Annotated in this window: 28 protein-coding genes; 16 read left to right on the top strand and 12 right to left on the bottom strand. The window is 36.2% G+C overall.

Annotated elements, in window-relative coordinates; all coding sequences use genetic code 11:
• Nucleotides 1-40 precede the first annotated feature (40 nt).
• Nucleotides 41-871, top strand: a complete 831-nt coding sequence (locus tag VHP32_04835) for an undecaprenyl-diphosphate phosphatase (GenBank protein ID HEX2787211.1) — start codon at nucleotides 41-43, stop codon at nucleotides 869-871.
• Nucleotides 872-950: 79 nt separating this feature from the next.
• Nucleotides 951-2,357, top strand: coding sequence for a cysteine--tRNA ligase (cysS, locus tag VHP32_04840; protein HEX2787212.1), 1,407 nt, complete (start codon nucleotides 951-953; stop codon nucleotides 2,355-2,357).
• Between the two features lie 15 nt (nucleotides 2,358-2,372).
• On the opposite strand, the gene VHP32_04845 is transcribed toward cysS, so the two are convergent.
• Complete coding sequence (locus VHP32_04845) at nucleotides 2,373-2,852, bottom strand: hypothetical protein (GenBank protein HEX2787213.1); 480 nt, start codon at nucleotides 2,850-2,852, stop codon at nucleotides 2,373-2,375.
• 133 nt (nucleotides 2,853-2,985) lie between these two features.
• On the opposite strand from VHP32_04845, the gene VHP32_04850 reads away from it, so the two are divergent.
• From VHP32_04850 to VHP32_04865, 4 genes are all read left to right on the top strand, one after another.
• The gene (locus VHP32_04850) at nucleotides 2,986-3,660 is read left to right on the top strand and encodes a metal-dependent hydrolase (protein HEX2787214.1); all 675 of its coding nucleotides are present in this window, start codon (nucleotides 2,986-2,988) and stop codon (nucleotides 3,658-3,660) included.
• A gap of 16 nt (nucleotides 3,661-3,676) precedes the next feature.
• Entirely contained in the window at nucleotides 3,677-4,522 is an 846-nt protein-coding gene (locus VHP32_04855; protein ID HEX2787215.1) for an AAA family ATPase, read from the top strand.
• Between the two features lie 92 nt (nucleotides 4,523-4,614).
• Complete coding sequence (locus VHP32_04860) at nucleotides 4,615-5,508, top strand: ParB/RepB/Spo0J family partition protein (GenBank protein ID HEX2787216.1); 894 nt, start codon at nucleotides 4,615-4,617, stop codon at nucleotides 5,506-5,508.
• On the top strand, nucleotides 5,509-5,892 hold the full coding sequence (locus tag VHP32_04865) for a Rid family detoxifying hydrolase (protein HEX2787217.1): 384 nt from the start codon (nucleotides 5,509-5,511) through the stop codon (nucleotides 5,890-5,892).
• A gap of 94 nt (nucleotides 5,893-5,986) precedes the next feature.
• On the opposite strand, the gene rpsT is transcribed toward VHP32_04865, so the two are convergent.
• From rpsT to VHP32_04900, 7 genes are all read right to left on the bottom strand, one after another.
• Nucleotides 5,987-6,244 (bottom strand): 30S ribosomal protein S20, encoded by a 258-nt coding sequence (rpsT, locus tag VHP32_04870; GenBank protein ID HEX2787218.1) that lies wholly within the window; start codon nucleotides 6,242-6,244, stop codon nucleotides 5,987-5,989.
• A gap of 105 nt (nucleotides 6,245-6,349) precedes the next feature.
• On the bottom strand, nucleotides 6,350-6,772 hold the full coding sequence (locus VHP32_04875; protein HEX2787219.1) for a DUF1761 domain-containing protein: 423 nt from the start codon (nucleotides 6,770-6,772) through the stop codon (nucleotides 6,350-6,352).
• Nucleotides 6,773-6,853: 81 nt separating this feature from the next.
• Nucleotides 6,854-7,390, bottom strand: a complete 537-nt coding sequence (locus VHP32_04880) for a DUF4199 domain-containing protein (protein HEX2787220.1) — start codon at nucleotides 7,388-7,390, stop codon at nucleotides 6,854-6,856.
• Between the two features lie 25 nt (nucleotides 7,391-7,415).
• Nucleotides 7,416-7,967, bottom strand: a complete 552-nt coding sequence (locus VHP32_04885) for a DUF4199 domain-containing protein (protein HEX2787221.1) — start codon at nucleotides 7,965-7,967, stop codon at nucleotides 7,416-7,418.
• A gap of 186 nt (nucleotides 7,968-8,153) precedes the next feature.
• The gene (locus VHP32_04890; protein ID HEX2787222.1) at nucleotides 8,154-8,588 is read right to left on the bottom strand and encodes a response regulator transcription factor; all 435 of its coding nucleotides are present in this window, start codon (nucleotides 8,586-8,588) and stop codon (nucleotides 8,154-8,156) included.
• A gap of 15 nt (nucleotides 8,589-8,603) precedes the next feature.
• Nucleotides 8,604-9,188 carry a nitroreductase gene (locus tag VHP32_04895; protein ID HEX2787223.1) on the bottom strand — a complete coding sequence of 195 codons (585 nt, stop codon included), beginning with the start codon at nucleotides 9,186-9,188 and terminating at the stop codon, nucleotides 8,604-8,606.
• Nucleotides 9,189-9,215: 27 nt separating this feature from the next.
• The gene (locus VHP32_04900; GenBank protein ID HEX2787224.1) at nucleotides 9,216-9,890 is read right to left on the bottom strand and encodes a TMEM175 family protein; all 675 of its coding nucleotides are present in this window, start codon (nucleotides 9,888-9,890) and stop codon (nucleotides 9,216-9,218) included.
• An 80-nt stretch (nucleotides 9,891-9,970) separates the two neighbouring features.
• Between VHP32_04900 and VHP32_04905 the strand changes: the two genes are divergently transcribed.
• The 3 genes from VHP32_04905 to VHP32_04915 all read left to right on the top strand — a co-directional run bounded on the left by VHP32_04905 (nucleotide 9,971) and on the right by VHP32_04915 (nucleotide 11,950).
• Nucleotides 9,971-10,768 carry a class I SAM-dependent methyltransferase gene (locus VHP32_04905; GenBank protein ID HEX2787225.1) on the top strand — a complete coding sequence of 266 codons (798 nt, stop codon included), beginning with the start codon at nucleotides 9,971-9,973 and terminating at the stop codon, nucleotides 10,766-10,768.
• Nucleotides 10,769-10,802: 34 nt separating this feature from the next.
• Complete coding sequence (locus tag VHP32_04910; protein ID HEX2787226.1) at nucleotides 10,803-11,324, top strand: DUF4920 domain-containing protein; 522 nt, start codon at nucleotides 10,803-10,805, stop codon at nucleotides 11,322-11,324.
• An 83-nt stretch (nucleotides 11,325-11,407) separates the two neighbouring features.
• On the top strand, nucleotides 11,408-11,950 hold the full coding sequence (locus VHP32_04915) for an NUDIX hydrolase (protein HEX2787227.1): 543 nt from the start codon (nucleotides 11,408-11,410) through the stop codon (nucleotides 11,948-11,950).
• Here the strand turns inward: VHP32_04915 and VHP32_04920 are convergent.
• Nucleotides 11,942-12,400 carry a hypothetical protein gene (locus VHP32_04920; GenBank protein ID HEX2787228.1) on the bottom strand — a complete coding sequence of 153 codons (459 nt, stop codon included), beginning with the start codon at nucleotides 12,398-12,400 and terminating at the stop codon, nucleotides 11,942-11,944. The two genes, VHP32_04915 and VHP32_04920, sit on opposite strands and share 9 nt — an antisense overlap.
• A 65-nt stretch (nucleotides 12,401-12,465) precedes the next feature.
• Between VHP32_04920 and ruvB the strand changes: the two genes are divergently transcribed.
• Genes ruvB through VHP32_04945 form a run of 5 tightly spaced genes read left to right on the top strand, consistent with a single transcriptional unit; the run spans nucleotide 12,466 to nucleotide 16,089 of the window.
• Nucleotides 12,466-13,503: a Holliday junction branch migration DNA helicase RuvB gene (ruvB, locus tag VHP32_04925; protein ID HEX2787229.1), complete on the top strand. Its 1,038-nt coding sequence runs from the start codon at nucleotides 12,466-12,468 to the stop codon at nucleotides 13,501-13,503.
• Entirely contained in the window at nucleotides 13,493-14,548 is a 1,056-nt protein-coding gene (locus VHP32_04930) for a hypothetical protein (GenBank protein ID HEX2787230.1), read from the top strand. The genes ruvB and VHP32_04930 overlap by 11 nt, the downstream gene beginning before the upstream one ends.
• A gap of 10 nt (nucleotides 14,549-14,558) precedes the next feature.
• Entirely contained in the window at nucleotides 14,559-15,110 is a 552-nt protein-coding gene (locus tag VHP32_04935; protein HEX2787231.1) for a rhodanese-like domain-containing protein, read from the top strand.
• A gap of 23 nt (nucleotides 15,111-15,133) precedes the next feature.
• Entirely contained in the window at nucleotides 15,134-15,637 is a 504-nt protein-coding gene (locus VHP32_04940) for a MauE/DoxX family redox-associated membrane protein (GenBank protein ID HEX2787232.1), read from the top strand.
• A gap of 2 nt (nucleotides 15,638-15,639) precedes the next feature.
• The gene (locus tag VHP32_04945; protein HEX2787233.1) at nucleotides 15,640-16,089 is read left to right on the top strand and encodes a DUF1573 domain-containing protein; all 450 of its coding nucleotides are present in this window, start codon (nucleotides 15,640-15,642) and stop codon (nucleotides 16,087-16,089) included.
• A 109-nt stretch (nucleotides 16,090-16,198) separates the two neighbouring features.
• Here VHP32_04945 and VHP32_04950 read toward each other — a convergent pair whose 3' ends face one another.
• The 3 genes from VHP32_04950 to VHP32_04960 all read right to left on the bottom strand — a co-directional run bounded on the left by VHP32_04950 (nucleotide 16,199) and on the right by VHP32_04960 (nucleotide 19,112).
• On the bottom strand, nucleotides 16,199-16,732 hold the full coding sequence (locus tag VHP32_04950) for a transposase (GenBank protein HEX2787234.1): 534 nt from the start codon (nucleotides 16,730-16,732) through the stop codon (nucleotides 16,199-16,201).
• 77 nt (nucleotides 16,733-16,809) lie between these two features.
• Nucleotides 16,810-17,667 (bottom strand): WYL domain-containing transcriptional regulator, encoded by an 858-nt coding sequence (locus VHP32_04955; protein HEX2787235.1) that lies wholly within the window; start codon nucleotides 17,665-17,667, stop codon nucleotides 16,810-16,812.
• Nucleotides 17,668-17,777: 110 nt separating this feature from the next.
• Nucleotides 17,778-19,112: an MATE family efflux transporter gene (locus VHP32_04960; protein ID HEX2787236.1), complete on the bottom strand. Its 1,335-nt coding sequence runs from the start codon at nucleotides 19,110-19,112 to the stop codon at nucleotides 17,778-17,780.
• A 195-nt stretch (nucleotides 19,113-19,307) separates the two neighbouring features.
• On the opposite strand from VHP32_04960, the gene VHP32_04965 reads away from it, so the two are divergent.
• Both VHP32_04965 and VHP32_04970 read left to right on the top strand, forming a co-directional pair.
• On the top strand, nucleotides 19,308-19,805 hold the full coding sequence (locus VHP32_04965) for a GAF domain-containing protein (protein HEX2787237.1): 498 nt from the start codon (nucleotides 19,308-19,310) through the stop codon (nucleotides 19,803-19,805).
• Nucleotides 19,806-19,838: 33 nt separating this feature from the next.
• On the top strand, nucleotides 19,839-20,120 hold the full coding sequence (locus VHP32_04970) for an HU family DNA-binding protein (protein ID HEX2787238.1): 282 nt from the start codon (nucleotides 19,839-19,841) through the stop codon (nucleotides 20,118-20,120).
• Nucleotides 20,121-20,126 lie beyond the last annotated feature (6 nt).

Raw genomic sequence — 20,126 nt, forward strand, 5'->3', positions numbered from 1 at the left:
TCGCGAACGGGTTTCTTTTATACTGTAACATTTATAACATTTGGAAGAAATAATTAAAGCTATTGTGTTCGGGATCGTACAGGGAGCGACGGAATTTATTCCAATCAGCAGCACCGCGCATTTGAGAATTGTGCCGGCATTGCTCGGTTGGAAAGATGAAGGAGCGGCTTTCACTGCTGTGATACAGCTGGGGACGTTGCTTGCGACGTTCATTTATTTCAGAACCGACATAAAAAATTTATGGAAAGGTTTTTTGCAAGCGTTCAAGAATAAAGATTTTTTTTCAAATCCAGAATCGAGAATTTTTCTTTTAATCATAATCGGCACGATACCGATTTGTATTTTCGGTTTGCTGTTAAAAGACTTTATCGAAGGCGATGCGAGAGGATTGTATGTAATAAGCGCTTCGTTGATTATACTTGCTATAATCTTATATATAGCGGAAAAAGTCGGAACGCGAACTAAGGACATGAAAGATATTACAATTAAAGACGGTATTGTCATCGGGCTCGCGCAGGCATTGGCGTTGATACCGGGAAGCTCGCGAAGCGGTGTTACGATTACTGCAGGATTATTCAGAGGGTTAAGGCGTGATGTATGCGCGAGATATTCGTTTTTGCTCAGCATCCCCGCAATTACACTGAGCGGGTTATATGAACTATATTCCGAGCGGGCAACATTATTGGATTCAAATTTGACATCGCTGATTATAGCAACTATTGTATCCGGAATTGTTGGCTATGCATCGATTAAGTTTCTTTTGCATTATCTCCGCACACACAGCAACATGGTTTTTATTATCTATAGAATTGTACTTGGAATAATAATTATTCTTTTGGTTTCAAATGGCGTTTTAAGTAATTTGGATTAAGAGTCGTTTTAGTACGACAGGCAGGAATGCCTGTCGGGACAGACAAGAATGTCTGTTCTACCTAGTATAAAATATAAAAATGAAATTATATCTTCATAACACATTAACTCGCTCGACTGATGAGTTTATTCCGATTGAGCCGGGAAAAGCAAAAATGTATTGCTGCGGACCGACTGTGTATAATTATCAGCATATCGGGAACCTGCGCACGTATTTGTTCGAAGATATTTTAAAGAGAGTTTTGGTTTATAACGGTTATGAAGTTACTCACGTGATGAACATTACCGACGTCGGGCATCTTGTTTCTGATGAAGATGAGGGTGAAGATAAAATGGAGCTTGGCGCAGCGCGTGAAGGGAAAACTGTCTGGCAGATTGCGGAGTATTATACCGATATTTTTAAAAAAGATTTAGAACGGATGAACATTCTTGCTCCGGATATTTACAGCAAGGCGACCGATTACATAAAAGAGCAGATCGAGATGATTCAATGTCTCGAGAAAAAAGGTTTTACATATATAACGAGCGATGGAGTTTATTATGATACGGCAAAGTTTCCTGATTACGGCGCAATGGCGCGTCTCGACATAAAAAATCTCCGCGCAGGCGAGCGTGTAGAGTTTTCTGCCGAGAAAAGAAACCCAACCGATTTTTCTTTGTGGAAGTTTTCACCGAAAGACCAGCAAAGAGCAATGGAGTGGGAATCCCCATGGGGAAAGGGTTTCCCGGGATGGCATATCGAGTGTTCGGCTATGAGTGTGAAATTTTTAGGAAATCATTTTGATATTCATTGCGGAGGAATTGACCATATTCCCGTTCACCATACGAATGAAATTGCGCAGGCGGAAGCATGCACAGGCGAAAAGTTTGTGAACTACTGGCTGCATGGTGAATTTTTGAATATGGGTGATGAGAAAATGTCGAAGTCGAAAGGAGAATTTTTGACCATAGATGTTTTGAATCAAAAAGGATACACGGCGATTCATTACAGATACTTTTTGTTAAATGCACATTATAGAACGAAGCTAAAATTTTCTTTTGAAGGGCTTGACTCTGCAAAAAGTGGGTATGAAAATCTGAAAGGAAAAATTTTAAGATTAAAACAGGCAGCATCGGATAAAACTGAAAGCTCCGAAAAGACTTCTGAAGTTGTTAGGTTGTTTAATGAAAAGATTAATGACGACATGAATATTCCCGAAGCGCTTGCATTGCTCTGGATGACATTAAAAAATGAAAAGCTTTCAGATAATGAAAAACTTTTTCTTGTTTATGAATTTGATAAAGTTCTTGGGTTAGGATTTAAAGATTTGAAGGAAGAAAAGGAGGAACTTGATGTCCCTCCCGGAATTATTGAGCTTGCTGAAAAAAGAATCGAAGCAAAAAAATCAAAAGATTTCAAGCTTGCCGATGATTTGCGTGAGCAAATCAAACAGGCAGGTTACGAAATCATCGACAAAAAGAACGAATACGAATTTAAAAAATTATAACCCGCCCGAGATTTTTTATCTTAGTCTTTTAGAAACCGGACACTCCATTGCTTTATAAACATTATTCATTTTGGAAGACCATGCTTCATTCTGTTGCGATGGGAACGTTTTTATTTGCGGCGGCTGGTCATAATTTGGATTTGTATTCATTATCGTAATCTTAAGCGTATAAGACGGACCTCCGATTTTTTGCGATGTTGTTTCCATATCGCTTGGGTTTACAGTTATTAAGTCATAATTTTTAATGTAATTATTTAGTTTATTGAAACATTTAGGACCGAGTGTGAAAGAAAATGAAGTGTCTTTTCCCGCGCCTGTTCTTGTGAACATTGCGCTCCTGTCATTGTTTATTGTAACTGTCCACCTGTACTGATACTCAGGCGAAACAGGTCCGGAGTAATAACTCAACTCGGCAACTGTCCATACCCATTTATCCTGGGCAAAGCCCGGCACTGTAAAAGCAAACACAAAAAATAATAAGAATAGTTTTTTCATATTTTTCTATTTTTTCTATTGAGGTTGTTTTTGAGATTAATTGCACTAAATTCAATTAATTAATTTAATAATTCAATGTATTTTTCATTTAATTAAATTCGAAAATAGGGTATTTTGTTTCAAAAGCAGCAGGATGAAAATCACGTATCACGGTCATTCATGTATTCAGATAAATTCAGGCAAAGATTCCATAATAATTGATCCGTTTATTACAGGAAACCCTGCAGCAAAGGTTAAGGCAAAAGATATTGAATGTAATTATATAATTCTCACACACGGGCACGCAGACCATTTTGGTGATACAATAGAAATCTCGGGTGAAAATGATGCAACAATAATTGCTACTGCCGAGATTGCATATTATTGTGACAGGATGCACAGGAAAACTCACGCAATGAACCTGGGTGGATGCTATGAATTTTCATTCGGAACAATAAAACTTACTCTTGCTCATCATTCATCTTCATTGCCCGATGGAAGCTATGCGGGCGAGCCGGCAGGCGCGATTGTTAACATTGACGGTAAAACTATTTATCACGCAGGAGACACTGCTTTGTTTTATGATATGAAGTTGATTGGTGAATTAAATAAAATTGACTATGCTTTTCTGCCGATTGGAGATAATTTTACAATGGGACCTGATGAAGCGGTAAAAGCTGCTGAGTTTATTAATGCAAACACCATCATACCAATACATTATAATACATTTGATGTAATAAAACAGGATGCACAGAATTTCAAAAGAAAAATCGAAGCGATTGGAAAAAAATGTATTGTTATGAATCCTGAAGATTCTTTTGAAGTTTAACGGCCAAGCAAATTTAATGACAAAAATAATTTCCATATCAAATCAGAAAGGCGGAGTCGGAAAAACCACAACCGCAATAAATCTTTCTGCATCTGTTGCAAGCTTAGGCATAAAGGTTTTGTTAATCGATGCCGACCCGCAGGCAAATGCGACCACGGGTTTAGGTATTGAAGCAAAAGATGACGGCAAGACGATTTATGAAGTTCTGATTTCAAACCAGTCAATCGAAAACTCGATTAAGAACACACAAATTGAAAATCTCGATATCATTTCATCGAGCATAAACCTTGTTGCGGCAGAGCTTGAGCTTGTGGAAATTATCTCGCGTGAAAGAGTTTTGAAAAATAAACTGCAATCTTTTATTGCAAACGCTTCTGCTGATAAGAAATATGATTTTATAATCATCGATTGTCCGCCGTCTCTTGGGTTGATTACGCTCAATGCTTTGACTGCGGCAAATTCAATTTTGATTCCTGTTCAATGCGAGTATTATGCGCTTGAGGGATTGTCTCAATTATTGAATACAATTAAGAATGTTAAAAACACTTTTAATCCGGAGTTAAGCATCGAGGGATATTTGCTTACGATGTTTGATTCCCGCTTGCGTCTTGCAAATCAGGTTGAAGCAGAGCTAAGAAAATATTTTGATGATAAAGTTTTCAGAGCTAAGATTGCAAGAAACGTAAAAATTGGTGAAGCACCAAGCTTCGGCAAACCGCTTATTAAATATGATGCGGAATCGGTCGGGGCAAAAAATTATATGTCGCTTGCAAAAGAATTTTTAATTAAAAACGGTTTATCTTCATACATTAAAGAAGAAAATCCTGCTGTAGAAGAGCAGCAAGAACAACAGGAAGGATAATTTTTTTTAAACACATAAACACTAAAGCAAAAAAAAAAATTATAATTAAACTTTGTGTTTTTGTGATTTTGTGTTAAACAAATAACAAAATTATGGATACCAAAAACGACAGGTTAGGGAAAGGGCTCTCGGCAATTTTCGGAGAGAAGAATGTTGACGTGAGCGCAATTGAAAATGCAAGTAAAAAAGATTCACTTGAAATCGAGATTGAAAAAATTGATTTAAACCCATATCAGCCGAGAGAAGAATTTACCGATTCTGAAATTAACGAGCTCAAAGAATCGATTAAAAACTACGGGCTTCTGAATCCGATTACAGTTAAAACTTCGGTTGAAAATAAAGACAGATATATTCTTGTTGCCGGTGAGAGGCGACTCAGGGCGTGCAAGCTTTTGGGAGAGAGAACAATTAAGGCGAATCTTCTTACCAAAGAGGACATCAGCGCGCTTGAAATGACCGTGATGGCAATAATCGAAAATATTCAAAGAGCTGACTTAAATGCAATAGAGCTTTCAAATGCATATCAAACATTAATGGACAGCTACGGCTTGACGCAGGAGCAGCTTGCGGAGAAAGTTTCAAAACAGAGAAGCACGGTTGCAAACATTCTGCGTCTTCAGAAGCTTCCGTCTGAAATAAAAGTATCCCTCAGAAAAAATGAAATCTCGGAAGCTCACGCAAGAATTTTATTGAGGGTTGAGAATAAAGAACACCAGCTTGAGCTATGGAAAAAAGTTGTTATAGAAAAAGTTCCTGTGAGAAAGCTGGAAGAAATGACAAAAGGAAACCTGCGTGAAAAGAAAAAACGAGCAGTCATAAGCCCGTTATGGAATCCTTCGACTGAGCGTCTTGAAGACAAGCTTAGGAAATTCTTTGGAACACGGGTTAAAATAAATCAGAAATCGAAAGACTCGGGTGAAATTGTTATCGAGTATTATTCAAACGATGACCTCGACAGAATCTTAGAAAAATGTGACGCGACATAAATGAAAACAAAACTTGTATCTAAAAAAATAGCGCCTGCAATTGGACCTTATTCCCAGGCAATAAAATACAGCGACCTTATTTATACATCAGGGCAGATAGCAATGGATGCTGAAGGGAAAGTGCTGGGTCCCGACATTGAAATACAGACAAGAAAAGTTTTACAAAACTTATCAAGCCTGCTTGAAGACCATGATTCATCACTTGAGAACGCAGTCAAGGTTACGGTTTATCTTACCGATATGAATAACTTCGCTAAGATGAACGGAGTTTATAATGAATTTTTCGGAACGTCACTTCCTGCACGCTCAACTGTGGAAGTTTCAAGATTGCCGAAAGATGTGTTAGTGGAGATGGATGTGATAGCCCACGTGAACAAAAAATAACTAGCAGAAATAAAAAAACTAATGTCTCTTTTGAAACATTAGTTTTATTGAAATAAACTTTGTGTCTTTTCGCCTTTGAAGCAAATAAAAAATCTTATCCGAGCTTGTTAACTTTCTTGGTAAGCTTTGATTTTGTGTTGGCAGCTTTGTTTTTATGAATGATGCCTTTTGCAGCAGCTCTGTCGAGCAGCTTTGTAGTTTTCTTCAGCTCATCCGAACCTTTTGCTTTATCTTTTGCATCAACTACATTTTTTACAGCTCTCTTTAATAAAGCTTTATACTTCTTGTTTCTCTCGGTTCTTTTTACCGTCTGTCTTGCTCTTTTCTGAGCTGATTTATGTCTTAATGGCATACTATAAAATTTAAATAAACAACAAATTACGCATTTTCACCCGTAATTTCAATGTCTGAAATGAGGGTTAATAGATTGAATTTGTTAAAAATCTGCTATTTTTACTTATTTCCAGTTTATCAGGATTATGCTGCAGATAAATATACCAACGAACATATGAGAAAAATCAATTAAAAATGATTTTAAAGATTTTCCTTCCCAGTTATAATTTATCATTATGGTTGCGGCTGAAATTCCGACTCCCGCAAGAAGCGCTAAATGAAATGCACCGCTAAGCGTTTGCAGGTTCAGATATTTTATAATGACAGCCAATGCAAGAGCAATTAAAGTATTTGCAAAAAGAGATATAAGCATTTTTTTGACCATCTCGCCTTTGCCTGGTTCGTTGAATTTCAAACCTAACTTCTCTAATTCTGCTGCCCACATTTTTCCGAACAGCTGTGAGTACCAGAGGAAACCGAGAAAAAAGAATGCAATACCTGAAACGATGATTGCCAAATAATTTAAGCCCATGAAAAATTGCATCATATGTTTTGGTTTAGTTTAGTAAAAATAAACAAAATGAATTTAAAACCAAAAACTATCCGGTAAAAACGCTAAAAAGAGATATTATATTCGTGCCTGAGCAACAGTATTTGCCTTTAGAAATATTCCCAGAATTAACGCAACAATTACCCCTATAACGAATATTCCTAAGAAACAAAATATTCCCGCCATCACAGGATTTGCCATCCATCTTAAATCTTCCCTCATTTTACGCTCTTCGGCAATTCCTTCGGGCGATACTCCTTTTTCTTGTAAACTTTGAATTTCCATTTCTCCGTATTTATCATATAAGCCGGGGTTCAAAGCAGTATAAACAGTTTCTCCTATTCCGATAAATACGGAGACTATTAATGCTACCATAAGTCCTGTTTTGACTACAGACATATAAGTTGAATTATTAGGGTCTTTCCTGAGTGATTTCATTGCGAAGAATATTGCAATTATAAGAGTTATAATGCGGAGGTATCCGAAGACTTCCATTACTGTCATTTTTCCAGGTGTCATCGTATTAACATCTCCAAATATCAAATAAAAAATGAAAGAGTAAAAAATTATGATTGCACTTGCAATCAATCCAAAAGTCAAAGCTGTTTTTTTCATATCTTTAAATTTTTAATTATAATAATTATGCCTGAGCCATACTAACTTTATTCTTCGGTCTCAGAAATATTCCGAAAATGAATGCAATTACTGCGCCTATCACAAATGATTCGAAGAAATAAAATACACCGCTGCCTATCGGGTTTTGCATCCATTTAAAATCTTCCATTGACTGCCTGAGGTCGGTAATTTCCTGTGCGGAGGCTCCGCCGGCTTCAAGTTTCCTTACCATCAAATCACCATACTGATTGAAAAACTCAGGATTTATGGATATATAAATGAACTCTCCGATTCCCACAAACAATGCAACAATAAATGAGACCATAAGTCCCACTTTTACAATGCTCATATACTTCATCGATTGTCCGGATTCACTCCACTCTTTTTTCTGAGCTCTCATTGCGAAAAAGATTGCAAGTATCAGTATCAGATAATTGAGATAGCCCATTACTTCGAGAATACCGAGCTTATCTAAAGGCATGTTTCCGAAATCCCCAAAAGTCATAAAAAGAATTGCAGAATAAATGATAACTAATACGCCTCCGATTAAACCGAATGTTAAAGCTGCTTTTTTCATATTTTATAATTTAAATTTTAAACTATACAAAAATAGCATATCAGACTGCCCTTGCGCATCACACTTTAGTATAATTTTTTGTAATACTTTGGTATAATTTTAAGAATTTTATGAAAATTCATAAATATTGAAACACACGCCGTCTCCGATTTCATCGGAGCCACCCCTCTCATAGAGGGGATTTTATTAAGCGGTTATTCCCAGTTCCTTTGCTTTTGAAATTGCCTGGGTTCTGCGGCTGACGCCGAGCTTGCTGTATATATTATTAAGATGTTTTTTGACGGTGTTTTCGGAAACAAAGAGCTTATCTGCGATTTCTTTATTTGAATAGCCCTTTATAATGCAAACGAGGATTTCATTTTCGCGGTCAGTCAGGATATCATTTTCAGCAATATTGATGGCTGGCTCTTTCTCTATATATTGAATTTCAGTTTTTACAACTGTTTTTCGCCGGGCAAGCTTTATCCCAACTAAAGCGCCTATTCCCAAAAAAATAATTCCGATTATAGTTATATAAGTCTTTGTAGAAATTTCACCCATGAAAAACGAGTTTTCAAAATAGTGAAGAGCAATAATAAGAAGGGCAGTTAAGAACGATATGAAGAAAACTTTCTTATACACTTAATTCAAACTTTGTCAAACTTTATCCAGCCATCTGAATTTTTCTCCGGCAGGTTTAATTCTTTTTCCTTCAAATTTTTCATCGGAGTAACCAAGATATAAAAACCCTAAAAATATATCATTCTCATCAAGTCCGAAATATTCTTTCATCTGCGGTTTGTACGTCATCCCGCCTGAACCCCAATAAACAGCAAGACCATAAGCAGTTGCGGTGAGCCAGATATTCTGAACGGCGCAGGCAGTTGCTTCGATTTCTTCAATTTCGGGGATGTTTGGTTTGCTTCCGCGCTTCATACCTATTGCAATCATGTGGGAAACCATATTTCCATTATTATAAATCTTTTCATAACTCGCTTCTTTAAAATTTTCAGCCGGTGTGTAAGTTTTATACATCTCAGCATGCAACCGGCAAAACTTTACGACATTTTCACCGCTTATGACAGTTAAATACCAGGGTTCAGTGTGTCCATGCGTCGGTGCCCAGTCTGCCATTGATAAAAGATTTTTTATTATTTCATCAGGGATTTTTTTACCGTTCATCTTTGCAGGTTTAGTCGTTCTGCGGTTCTTAATTATATTTTCGATTTCTTCGGAAGTCATTAAAAAGTAGTTTTAATATTTTTAAGGTTATGTATGCAAATTTTTATAATTTTCTTTCATTCGTTTTTTTTCTACAAAACGATAGAATGGGAATAAAATCGGCATTATATAAAGAACCGAAATACTCATTCTTAAATTCCAGAATGAAATAATTATCGAAACAACAAATAAAAGGCAAGCCACAAGATTCATATAAAAACCTTTTCTGATTAAATCAGGCGTAAGTTCTTTTACGATAAGGTTGGGATTTATTTTTGTTATATAATGCCAATGCCAGATAAGAACCAAACTTATAAGAAGATTATTTATTAAGTACAGCTGAAGCGGTATCTGATTAGAATTATAAGTCATTAAAAAAGCTGTTGTAGCGGGAATCAAAGCGACAAATAAAAGAAAAATTATATTGATATATAAAAGTCCGCGTGTTGCAAATTGAATGAAAGTAAACTGTGCCTGATGCCGCATCCAATAAATTCCAAGAACCAAAAAACTGATAAAATATTTTTCAAGCGCCGGTAAAGACTCAAGAAGTCCGTTAATAAGCTCTTGATGTGTCGGATTCGAAGGAAACTGGTCGGGAAATTTGAGACTCAAAACCATGAGCGTCATAGCAATTGCAAAAACGCCGTCACTAAGCGCCTCGATGCGTGAAATCTTTAATTTATCCGTAAATTCAATGTTTTTGGTACGTTTTTCTTCCAAATATGCCGCTTTATGAGATTAGTTTTGAATAGTTCAAATTAATGGATTTAAAACGAAATTTCAATTTTTTAAATTGTTTAATGCGGATATGTCCAAATTGCGGTAGCAATGAATATTCTATCGAGCTGACGGAAAAAGAATTTAAAGTTGTTAAATGTAAAAAATGTTCTTTGATTTATTTGCTCAATCCGCCCGATGAATCCGAGATTTATGAGGAATATTATGATATTCAATACTTGAGAAGTGATTATAATGCTCATTCAAAGTTTCCGCACCTTGCAGAAATTTTTGCAATCAATGAGCAGAGAATTCCTTACTTGAAGAAGTATAAATCAGGAGGAAAACTTCTTGATGTCGGCTGCGGAAGCGGATTATTTATGAAAACTGCTTCTGATTCCGGTTATGAATGTTATGGAATCGATGTATCAAATAAAGCGCTTGAATTTGCAAGCAAGCAATTCGGGTTGAATGTATCGAACAAAAAAGTCGAGGATTTAATAAATGAAAAAAAGAAGTTTGATGTTATAACTCTGTGGCATGTTCTTGAGCATTTTTGGAATCCTGTTGATGAGTTAAAAAAAATACGCTCTTTGTTAAATGATGACGGGATTTTATTCCTTGAAGTCCCTAACTGGAACAGCTTGAAGTTCAGGCTTTCAAAGTCAAAATGGAAAGGCGGCAATCATCCGCTTTACCATAGAAGTTTTTTTACGAGTGATATATTGAAAGAAACATTGAGACTCGCAGGATTTGAAAAGGCGGAAAGAGTAAAAGTTTCATATAAGCTGCCGGGAAAGTCCGGCGCTTATAATGCAATCAAAGATGTATCTAATTTATTTGCAATGGATGCTTTTCTTGATTTTGCTGCTTACAAATAAAAATTTTATCATAATAAATTAACTTAACAAAAAAATGAAATCATTAAAATTATTTTTACTTATTTTTTCTTTGTTCATTACTGCTTCGGTTTCTGCACAGGATGCAAGCGGAGAGGGACAACTTTACGGCAAAGAGTTTCCCGAGGGTGTTCAAACCGTAACGCTAACAGAATTATTTGCTAACCCTGAAACATATAACGGTCAGGAAGTGGTTGTAACAGCTTCAATTGTTGACGTCTGTCAGAAAGCAGGTTGCTGGATTACTTTTATGGAAGGTGACAAAGAAATCAGAGTTAAAACAGACCATAACTTTGTTCTTCCAAAAGACAGCTTTAATCAGACTGCCACCGTCAATGGTGTTTTTGCTATAAAAGAAATTTCAGAAAAAATGGCTAAGCATTTTAATGAAGATGCAAAAAACAAAAAAGATGTTTCTAACATTGTCGGACCACAAAAAGTTTATGAGATTAAAGCAACAGGAATAGTGCTGACAAATGATGGAACGGAATCAAGCAATAAAACGAAAACAAAAGACGCGAACAACGTAAGCGAATAAATTTTTCCTCCCCCTTCCCCCCTCCAAAGGGGGAAGTTTTTTCTTGCCTCTGTGAACTCTGTGTCAAATTTTTTATAAATTAAATGAAAAAACCACTCTGGGAAATTTTAAATTCCAAACCTGTATTTGACGGCAAATGGATATCAATGCGTGTGGATGACATTAAACTTCCTGATGGAACGCAAATCCAGTTTGAAGGTGTGCATTATCATTTTGAAGGTGCAGGCGTTTGCGCAAAAGATGAACAGGGAAAAATTGTATTGGTGCAGAATTATAGATATTTAACGGATTTATATAGCTGGGAAATTCCTGCCGGTGTAGTCGATAAAGGATTTGAACCTGATGATATTATCATAAAAGAGTTAAAAGAAGAAGCGGGCTGTGAGGTAAGGAAAGGGAATATTAAAAAGTTAGGCATTGTTCATCCTTCGATTGGTTCAAGCAATCAACTGCTCCACTGTTTCAGCGCAACAAATGTTAAGCAGGTATCAGATGAGCTTGACACAAATGAAATTACAAACAGAGGTTGGTTTACCAAAGAAGAAATTGCCAAGATGATTAAAAACGGAGAAATAAAAGACCAGTTTTCGATTTCAGTTTTGCTATGGGACTTGTTTTTAGTTTAAGAAAACGTTTTGCGCATCTTCCTGTTTCGGGAAATTAATATACAGATATAATAAAGTAATCAACGTTCCGAAGCTTGCATAAATTACGTTTTGATTTACGAACAAGTTTGTGGTTATGCAAAACAATCCTCCGGCATCGCACATTGCAAATGCTACAATATGAGCTGTAAAATATTTTGTCTGGAAATTCTGCATAGTAACTTTTTTCAGCAATGCTTTGCGGACATAAACAGAGCTTATGCACATTACAGAACAAAATAGAAGCGAAGCAAGATTCAATGCCGCCAGGTCTTTGTTTATGTTAGACGTGGAAACAAAAACGCCAAGCAGATAAATTGCAAAAATCCCTATCATTATGGCAATTCCCAGAACCTTGATTTTCCGGGCAATCACCACCATTTGAACTTCATGAACAAGACCTGATGGTTGGTTTGTATCTTTATTTTCCATATTAATACAAATAAATTAATATTATTTTTATACATAAGTGATTAATAAATTTTACTCTCAACCGTTTGAGCAGAAAAGGCGCATTAAATACAACTGAGCTTATTCCGGAGGACAAGGATTTTGTAAGCAAAGTCCGTCCGTCGTCATTTAATGATTTCATCGGACAGCAGAAAGTTAAAGATAATCTCAAAATTTTTATTCAAAGCTCGAAGAAGCTTGGCGAATCGCTTGACCATGTTTTATTCACGGGACCTCCGGGACTTGGCAAGACTACTCTTGCGCTGATAATTGCACATGAGCTCGGGGTAAATCTTGTTTCAACGTCGGGACCTGTCATAGAAAAACCGGGTGATCTTGCAGGAATGCTTACGAAGCTTCGTGAGAACGAAATTTTATTCATAGATGAAATTCACCGCATACCGAAAATTGTTGAAGAGTTTTTGTATTCTGCGATGGAGGATTACAAGCTGGACATAATGATTGACCAGGGACCTGCAGCGAGAAGCATACCGATAAAGCTTGAGAGATTTACGTTAATCGGAGCAACAACGAGACAGGGATTACTTTCATCTCCAATGCTTGACAGATTCGGAATCACAGCACATCTTGATTATTACAGCACGGATAATTTATCAGATATCGTAAAACGTTCCGCAAGAATTTTGAATTTAAAAATAGATGAAGCGGGCTGCAGAGAAATTGCACAGCGAAGCCGGGCAACACCAAGAATTGCAAATCGTTTATTAAGGCGCACACGCGATTTTGCTATCGTTAAAGGCGATGGAACAATCACTGAAGACATTGCACGATATGCGCTGGAATCTTTAGGCGTTGATGAATACGGTTTGGATAAAATAGATAAACGAATTCTTGAAACTATTATTTTGAAGCACAATGGCGGACCTGTGGGACTTTCAAATGTTGCGGCTTCGGTCGGGGAAGACCCCGGAACAATCGAAGATGTTTATGAACCTTTTCTTATTGTTGAGGGTTTTATAAAGAGAACCCCAAAAGGTCGTGAAGCTACGGACTTGGCTTATAAACATTTAGGAATAAAAAAGAACCGAAAATCTCCTCAAAAAGGGCTTTTTGATGAGAACTAAATCTTTTGGTTTTGTCCTTTCGATTTTAGTTTTGCTCTTTACCATATCGTGCGGAAAGCTGAAAGAAAAGATTACTGAACTTAAAAAAAGAGAAGCAGGAAAAAATTCGGGTGAAGAACAGCAGGCAGATTATGAAATGAAGCCTGTAAGCGGACCTGATGGACAGGTAATATTTTCATTAAGTGATTTACAATTTTATAACCGTTATATTTCTTATTATAATTCTTTATATGCTGATGTTGAGTTTGCGGAAAATGAGTATTTCAGAATAATTCCTACACCAACAGAACTTGCAAACGACCCGGTTATTAGTGTGCATGACATAACGTCAGACCAGATATTAAAACACAAAATTGAAACATTAGAAAAAGAAAATAATTCAGACGAATTTAGACCTGACGACACCCTAATGGAGACGAATTTTAAGAACGGGCTTTCAAATTTATTGCACGAGACAAAATCTTATCTTTATACTCTTAATACTGCATATACGTATTATAAAAATTCAGAATATAAAGAAGATATTTTACGTGCGGACAAGTTAAACGATAAAGTTGGGAAAGCGTTTGAAGAGTTTAACAAACAAGCGAAAGGGTTTGGACGTTTAATTGATTTATACGTTCCGGTTAAACTAAGAATTCCGAATCAGAAAAAGTTTGAAGCAATTGTAGCAGGATACAATTCTTTTTTAAATGAAGCTGCTATCGTATTTGAAATTGTGAAGGGCCAACAACCTGGCTATAAAAAAGAATCTTTGAAAGGTCAGCTTGAAGCACTAAAGAGAAAATATATAAACTATAAAGCCGGAATGTTGAGTTTATGTGAAAACGAATCGGTTGCAAAAAGTGATTTTGAAAGTATTTTCGATTTAGCATTTGAATCTTTTATAAGCTCAACGCAATTGTTTGCAAATTATAACGGGTCGGAAGATTACGCATTTAAAAGACTCAAGAATGACGTTATATCGAAGTATGCAGAATTGATTAATGCCTATAATACATGCGCTTCGGGTATTCAGGCAACAGGAGTAAAAATAAAATATTAATTTTAATTATATGGGAAAACAAATTTTATTCATTCTCGGAATTTGCATTGTAGTCGGACTTGCTATAAACTTTGTCCGTCCGGGAGGATTGCCTTTGGTTATTGATGAAAGCATGTATTCGGAAGAAAACAGTGACAAGCTTAAACAACAGTATGAACAGGGTCAGATAAAAACTCAAAACATAATGCAGAATCCGAACTATGACCCAAAGACCGGTATAGTAAAACCACAAAATATTAAAATGGATTTTGCAAAATTGCTTCATGAAAAAGGAGCTTTGTTCATAGACGGACGACCGAAACACGAATATGATGCGGGGAAAATAAAAGGTGCAATAAGCATTCCTTATGAAGAGTTTATGAAAATCAGCACAGAAGATAAAAGACATTTTCTTTCAAATATCGGAAAGGACGATATAATAGTTGTATATTGCAGCGGAGGAGAATGTGAAATCAGCATTGATTTGGCTTATGAGATTGCAAGACTTGGATATACAAGCTTGAATATTTACCGAGGCGGTTATAAAGAATGGGAAACCGCAGGTTATCCTGTAGAAAAATAAACTTATAATTTATAATAATAATATTGAAAGAATTCTTCCAAAACAAAACTGTTCTTTTTATTTTAAGGTTGATAATCGGCGGCTTGTTTATTTATGCTGCCATACCCAAAATCACAGACCCGAAAGCATTTGCATCTATTGTAAAAGGATATCATCTTTTCCCGATATGGTCTGTGAATTTAATAGCAATAATTCTGCCGTATATTGAGGCAATTTCGGGTTTATTGCTGATTTTTGGAAAGTGGACTAAAGCAAATGCTGCTATTATTGGCACATTGCTTTTTTTCTTCATAATCGGGCTAGCACAGGCATATGCAAGGGGGCTTGAAATCAATTGTGGGTGCTTTTCCACAAGCGCTGCATCTACACCATCAGACATAATTTGGCGGATTGTGCAGGATATTTTTATGTTGATTGCTATAATCATTATATTTATTTTTTCAGGTAGGGAAACTACAAAAACGGTTTCCTCACAAAACACCGCCACGGCTATGCCGGAGGGAAATATTAACAACGGAGGTAATTAAAAATGAGTAACTTCATAAACACAAAAATCGCAAAAATTTCTTATTTTACTGCCGGAATGCTTGGCATAATCGCATTGATGTTTTTTGTATTTTCAAATTCTACTTTGACCGCATCTACTGAAGGAAAAGGTCCAAAGCTTCAGTTCAATGAAACCGAACATAATTTTGGTAAAGTTCCACAAGGACCGCAGATTCAATATAACTTCAAGTTTAAAAACAACGGTAACGCAACTCTTGTGATTGACAAAGTTCAGACTTCCTGCGGATGCACCGGAGCAACAGTAGGTGACAAAAAAGAATATGCAAAAGGTGAAGAGGGACAGATTCAGGTAACCTTCAACACACAGGGAAGAGAAGGACATCAGGAGAAAACTTTGGTGGTTTACTCAAATGATCCTGAGAACGAAAAGATTTTAAAAATCACCTGCGAAATCGACCCAAGCATGCAGTAAGAGTTCAATTTTAAGTGATAGTCTTAAATAAAAAACCCGCGAAGAGCGGGTTTTTTGTTTTGGGTATTAAATTGATAAACCATATAGTAGAGACGCAATATTTTGCGTCTCATTCATTTTTTATATAATTTTCATCTAAAGTCCATTTTAAAATATTTTCACTTATATATTTCCTTATATTTTCCAATTCCATATCTGATTTAATAATATGATCATAATATCTTTCTTGCCATTCAAATTTTATCTTGTTAAGAGTTGAATATTTTTTTACAGCAGCTTTATAACTACGAATAATTGATGCTAAGTTGCTTGATTGGGGACCAAATTTATTTTCAAACCATTGAACTTGAGGTTCTTTGTCCATGAATATAATACCATGAATATGGTTTGGCATTATTATGAATTCATCTAATTTGACAAATGCAAAATGTTTTGGAATTTCTGTCCAAAAATTTTCTGCAATTAATCCCAATTTTGTTTTTTGTATAGACGCTGTGTCTTTTGCCTCATCGAATTGTATATTTCCAAAATAAGGTACTTTATTTTTTGTACAGATTGTAATGAAATATAATCCTGAAGAACCATAGTCCCAGCCTTTTAATCTGGATGTAGGTATTCTGTATTTGTTCTTAAATTTTAACATTAAAAAAGGAGACGCAAAATATTGCGTCTCTACCGTGCGCTAATTAATTGTTAAGAAAATAGGCTATATTATATTAATTAACTATAACTCTTCACTATTTCTTTCGCCCGTTTCACAACTTCGTCTTTTAATATTTTTGGAGAGACTATCTTCACACTTCCGCCCCAGCCCATAACCCACGAGATAAATTCATACGATAGTTTAACCTTCATTTTCAAAACATATCCGTCAGAGGTTTCTTCGATTTCCTGTTCCTCGACAAAAATTTTATCTTTAAGTGACTCACCGGTTTTTTTATCGAATAAAAGCTTTACTTCAACGGCTTCGCCCCCGAAATAGCTCCCCCATGAGTATTTATAAACTTCACTGAGATTGGGAAGCTCTTTCAATGCGGATTTTTTATTTGTGAATTTTATCGAGATAATTTTCTCAAGAAGAAAAAATTTGAGATTATTAATGTCATCGTTTTCAAGTGCAATGAGGTGGAAGGTTTTTCCAAGATTATTGAGTCCGATTGGAGTAATGAGACGCTTGACCGGCTGATTGTATTTATCATGTCCGTATTCCATTTCGATTATGCTTCGCGAATTTATAGACTTAACAATTTTTATGAACGTAATAAGAGTTTCATCCTTAAAGACTTTTTGTATCGGCTTAAGATTGCGTATTGTATAATTGTCATTAACGGCAATGTAAGAGCTTATGAGGTTATTCAATGTTTGCAAATCGAGCTTTCGGTCGATGACGAAAACTTTTTTTGTTGAGTGAATATCAACACCTTTCTCACGCAGGATTTGCATATCGAGACGCAGGTTCTGCACGCTGTAACCGAAATGCTCGCAGAAATCATTTTCAGTATAATATCCCGGCTTGTCGAGAACCATCCCGACAATTTCAATTCTGCGTAAAAGTTCTTTTGTGATTTCTAAAGGCATTTATAAAATTACTGTAAATATTTTTTCATGTTAAGCTAAAAACCGGGTAGGACAGACATTCTTGTCTGTCCCGACAGGCAGGAATGCCTGTCGTACTTACATTTTTATGTTTATGAAATCCTCACTCCTCTTGTTTTCCATTTGCCGAGCTTGAACCAGATTGTTATGGCAACACCTTTCAGTAAAGCAGAAAAAGATATTGCAATCCATACGCCGGTTAATCCCCAGATAGGAGACAATAAGAAGCATAAAGGAATACGGATTATATTAAAAGTAAAACTTATAACTGCAGGAGGCATTGTATCACCTGCGCCTGAAAATGCACCGCTTAAGATTACATCGGCAGCAGTGAAAATCAAAACAAGCGCGGCGAGCTTGTTGTAGTCCGATGCTGCTTGAATTACCCCTGCATCCTGAGAAAATATTGCGGCAATATCCGCGCTGAAAATAAACAGAAAAATTGAATAAGCAACAATAAACGCACCCGATAGTTTTAAAATCTTCCATGTATAGTGTTCTGCTTTTTGGGGAAGACCCGCGCCGATGCTCTGCCCGACCATAATCGTCGCAGCAAGCGCAAAACCTACAGTTGTCTGATATGCAAGCGACTCTGAACGGTGTCCGATTCCAAGCGCAGCAAGTCCCGTGCTTCCATATTCAGCAACAAAACTTGCTACGAAAACATATATCATTGAAAATGCCACTCCGTTAAGTCCGAGCGGAAATCCGATTTTAAACGTATCGGAAATTATTTTTGTATCGAATGTATAGCTTAAAATTTTATCTGCGAGCTTTCGTTTCAGCAGAATATAAAACCCGATTAAGAATGCAAGAAAATATGATAAAATACTTACAAGAGCCGAACCTTTGATTCCATAATTCAGAATTAGTTCATCTCCGATTTTAATTCCAAAAATAAATACGGGATTTAAAACAAAATTTAATATTGCTGCAAACATCAAAAGATAAAAAGGAGTTTTTGTGTCTCCATACCCGCGGAACGCAGCACTCAAAGTCGAGAGCAATATAAATGCAGGGAATCCGTAAAGAATAGTATGAAAATATTCATCGGCAAAATAACGCTGCTCGGCATCAAGATGTATGAGGTCGTATAAATATGGAGTCAACGGTACAACGAGATTACCGAGTATGACAGAATAGAAAAAAGCATTAACAATGTTTATTATGGAAATTTTTGCCGAGAGCGCATTGTTTTTTGCGCCGGTTGACTGCGCAACGAGCGCGTTTGTTCCTGTTGCAATCATTTCGCCGACAGACATCATTCCCCAGACAAGAAAGGTGGCTACCGAAATCGCAGCGAGGGGCACACTCCCGAGTTTTCCAACCCAGTATGCATCGGATAATGTAAATGAAGATTTTACGACAGTCTGAAGAACCGCCGGAATAGCAAGAGCAAGAATGAGTCGGTTTTCAGATTTTGGCATTAACAAAAATACACAATCGATAAGTAATTAGTAATGAATATACTTATGTAAACGTGAAAGCGGGAGAGTTAAAAGAGAGAAGTAAAAACACCTTTGCGTCTTAGCGTCTTTGGGGCTAATTTATAAAGACAAAAGAACAAAAAAACCATTTCAAATAAGGAAATATTCTCTTAATTTTGATAAATTGGCTTCAAGTTGGCGAAAACCGTTACAGTAGATTTTGACCAGTCTAAAAAAGAAAAATACGAATCATTAATCCCCCAGATTGTCTCGCTCATTTCGGACGAAACAAGTTTAGTTGCCAATTTAGCAAACATCACAGCAGCATTAAAGCAATCATTTGAAATATTTTCATGGGTTGGTTTTTATTTTATAGACGAAGAACATCAGGATGAGCTTGTGCTCGGACCGTTTCAGGGAAAAACAGCCTGCACACGGCTTAAAGAACGAAAAGGCGTATGCTGGGAATCCATAAAACAGCAAAAAACTTTAATTGTGGATGACGTGCATGAGTTTCCGGGACATATTGCCTGTGATGCAGGTTCGAATTCGGAAATAGTTGTTCCGATAATGCTCGATGGAATGGTCAGCGGAGTTCTTGACATAGACAGCTATAAGTTTGCTTCGTTTGATGAAACCGACAAAGAGTATCTCGAAAGATTAATTTCAGAAATTAAATATATCTTTTATTAAGACGCAAAATATTGCGTCTCTACATTTATATTAATGAATAAAAATTCTTTACTTAATAAAATTATTTTCAAGGTTCGTTTAAACCGTCAGATTTCTTCTAAAATCATAGACAGGGTTTTTGAGCTTGTAAAGGAAGACGTTATTAACGGCAATGCCGTTGAAATAGAAGACTTTGGAAAATTCGAGAAGATTCACAAACCGATGATGCGCCGCGTTAATAAAAAGAAGAAGACTGAAGAGCTTTTACCGCCGAGAGATAAGGTTAAATTTTTCCCCGAAGAAAAAATGGTTGAAGAAATAAAGAAAGAGTCCTAACCAGCA

This window comes from Ignavibacteria bacterium (assembly GCA_036262055.1).
In the GTDB taxonomy this organism is placed as follows: domain Bacteria; phylum Bacteroidota; class Ignavibacteria; order Tepidaquicellales; family Tepidaquicellaceae; genus DATAJP01.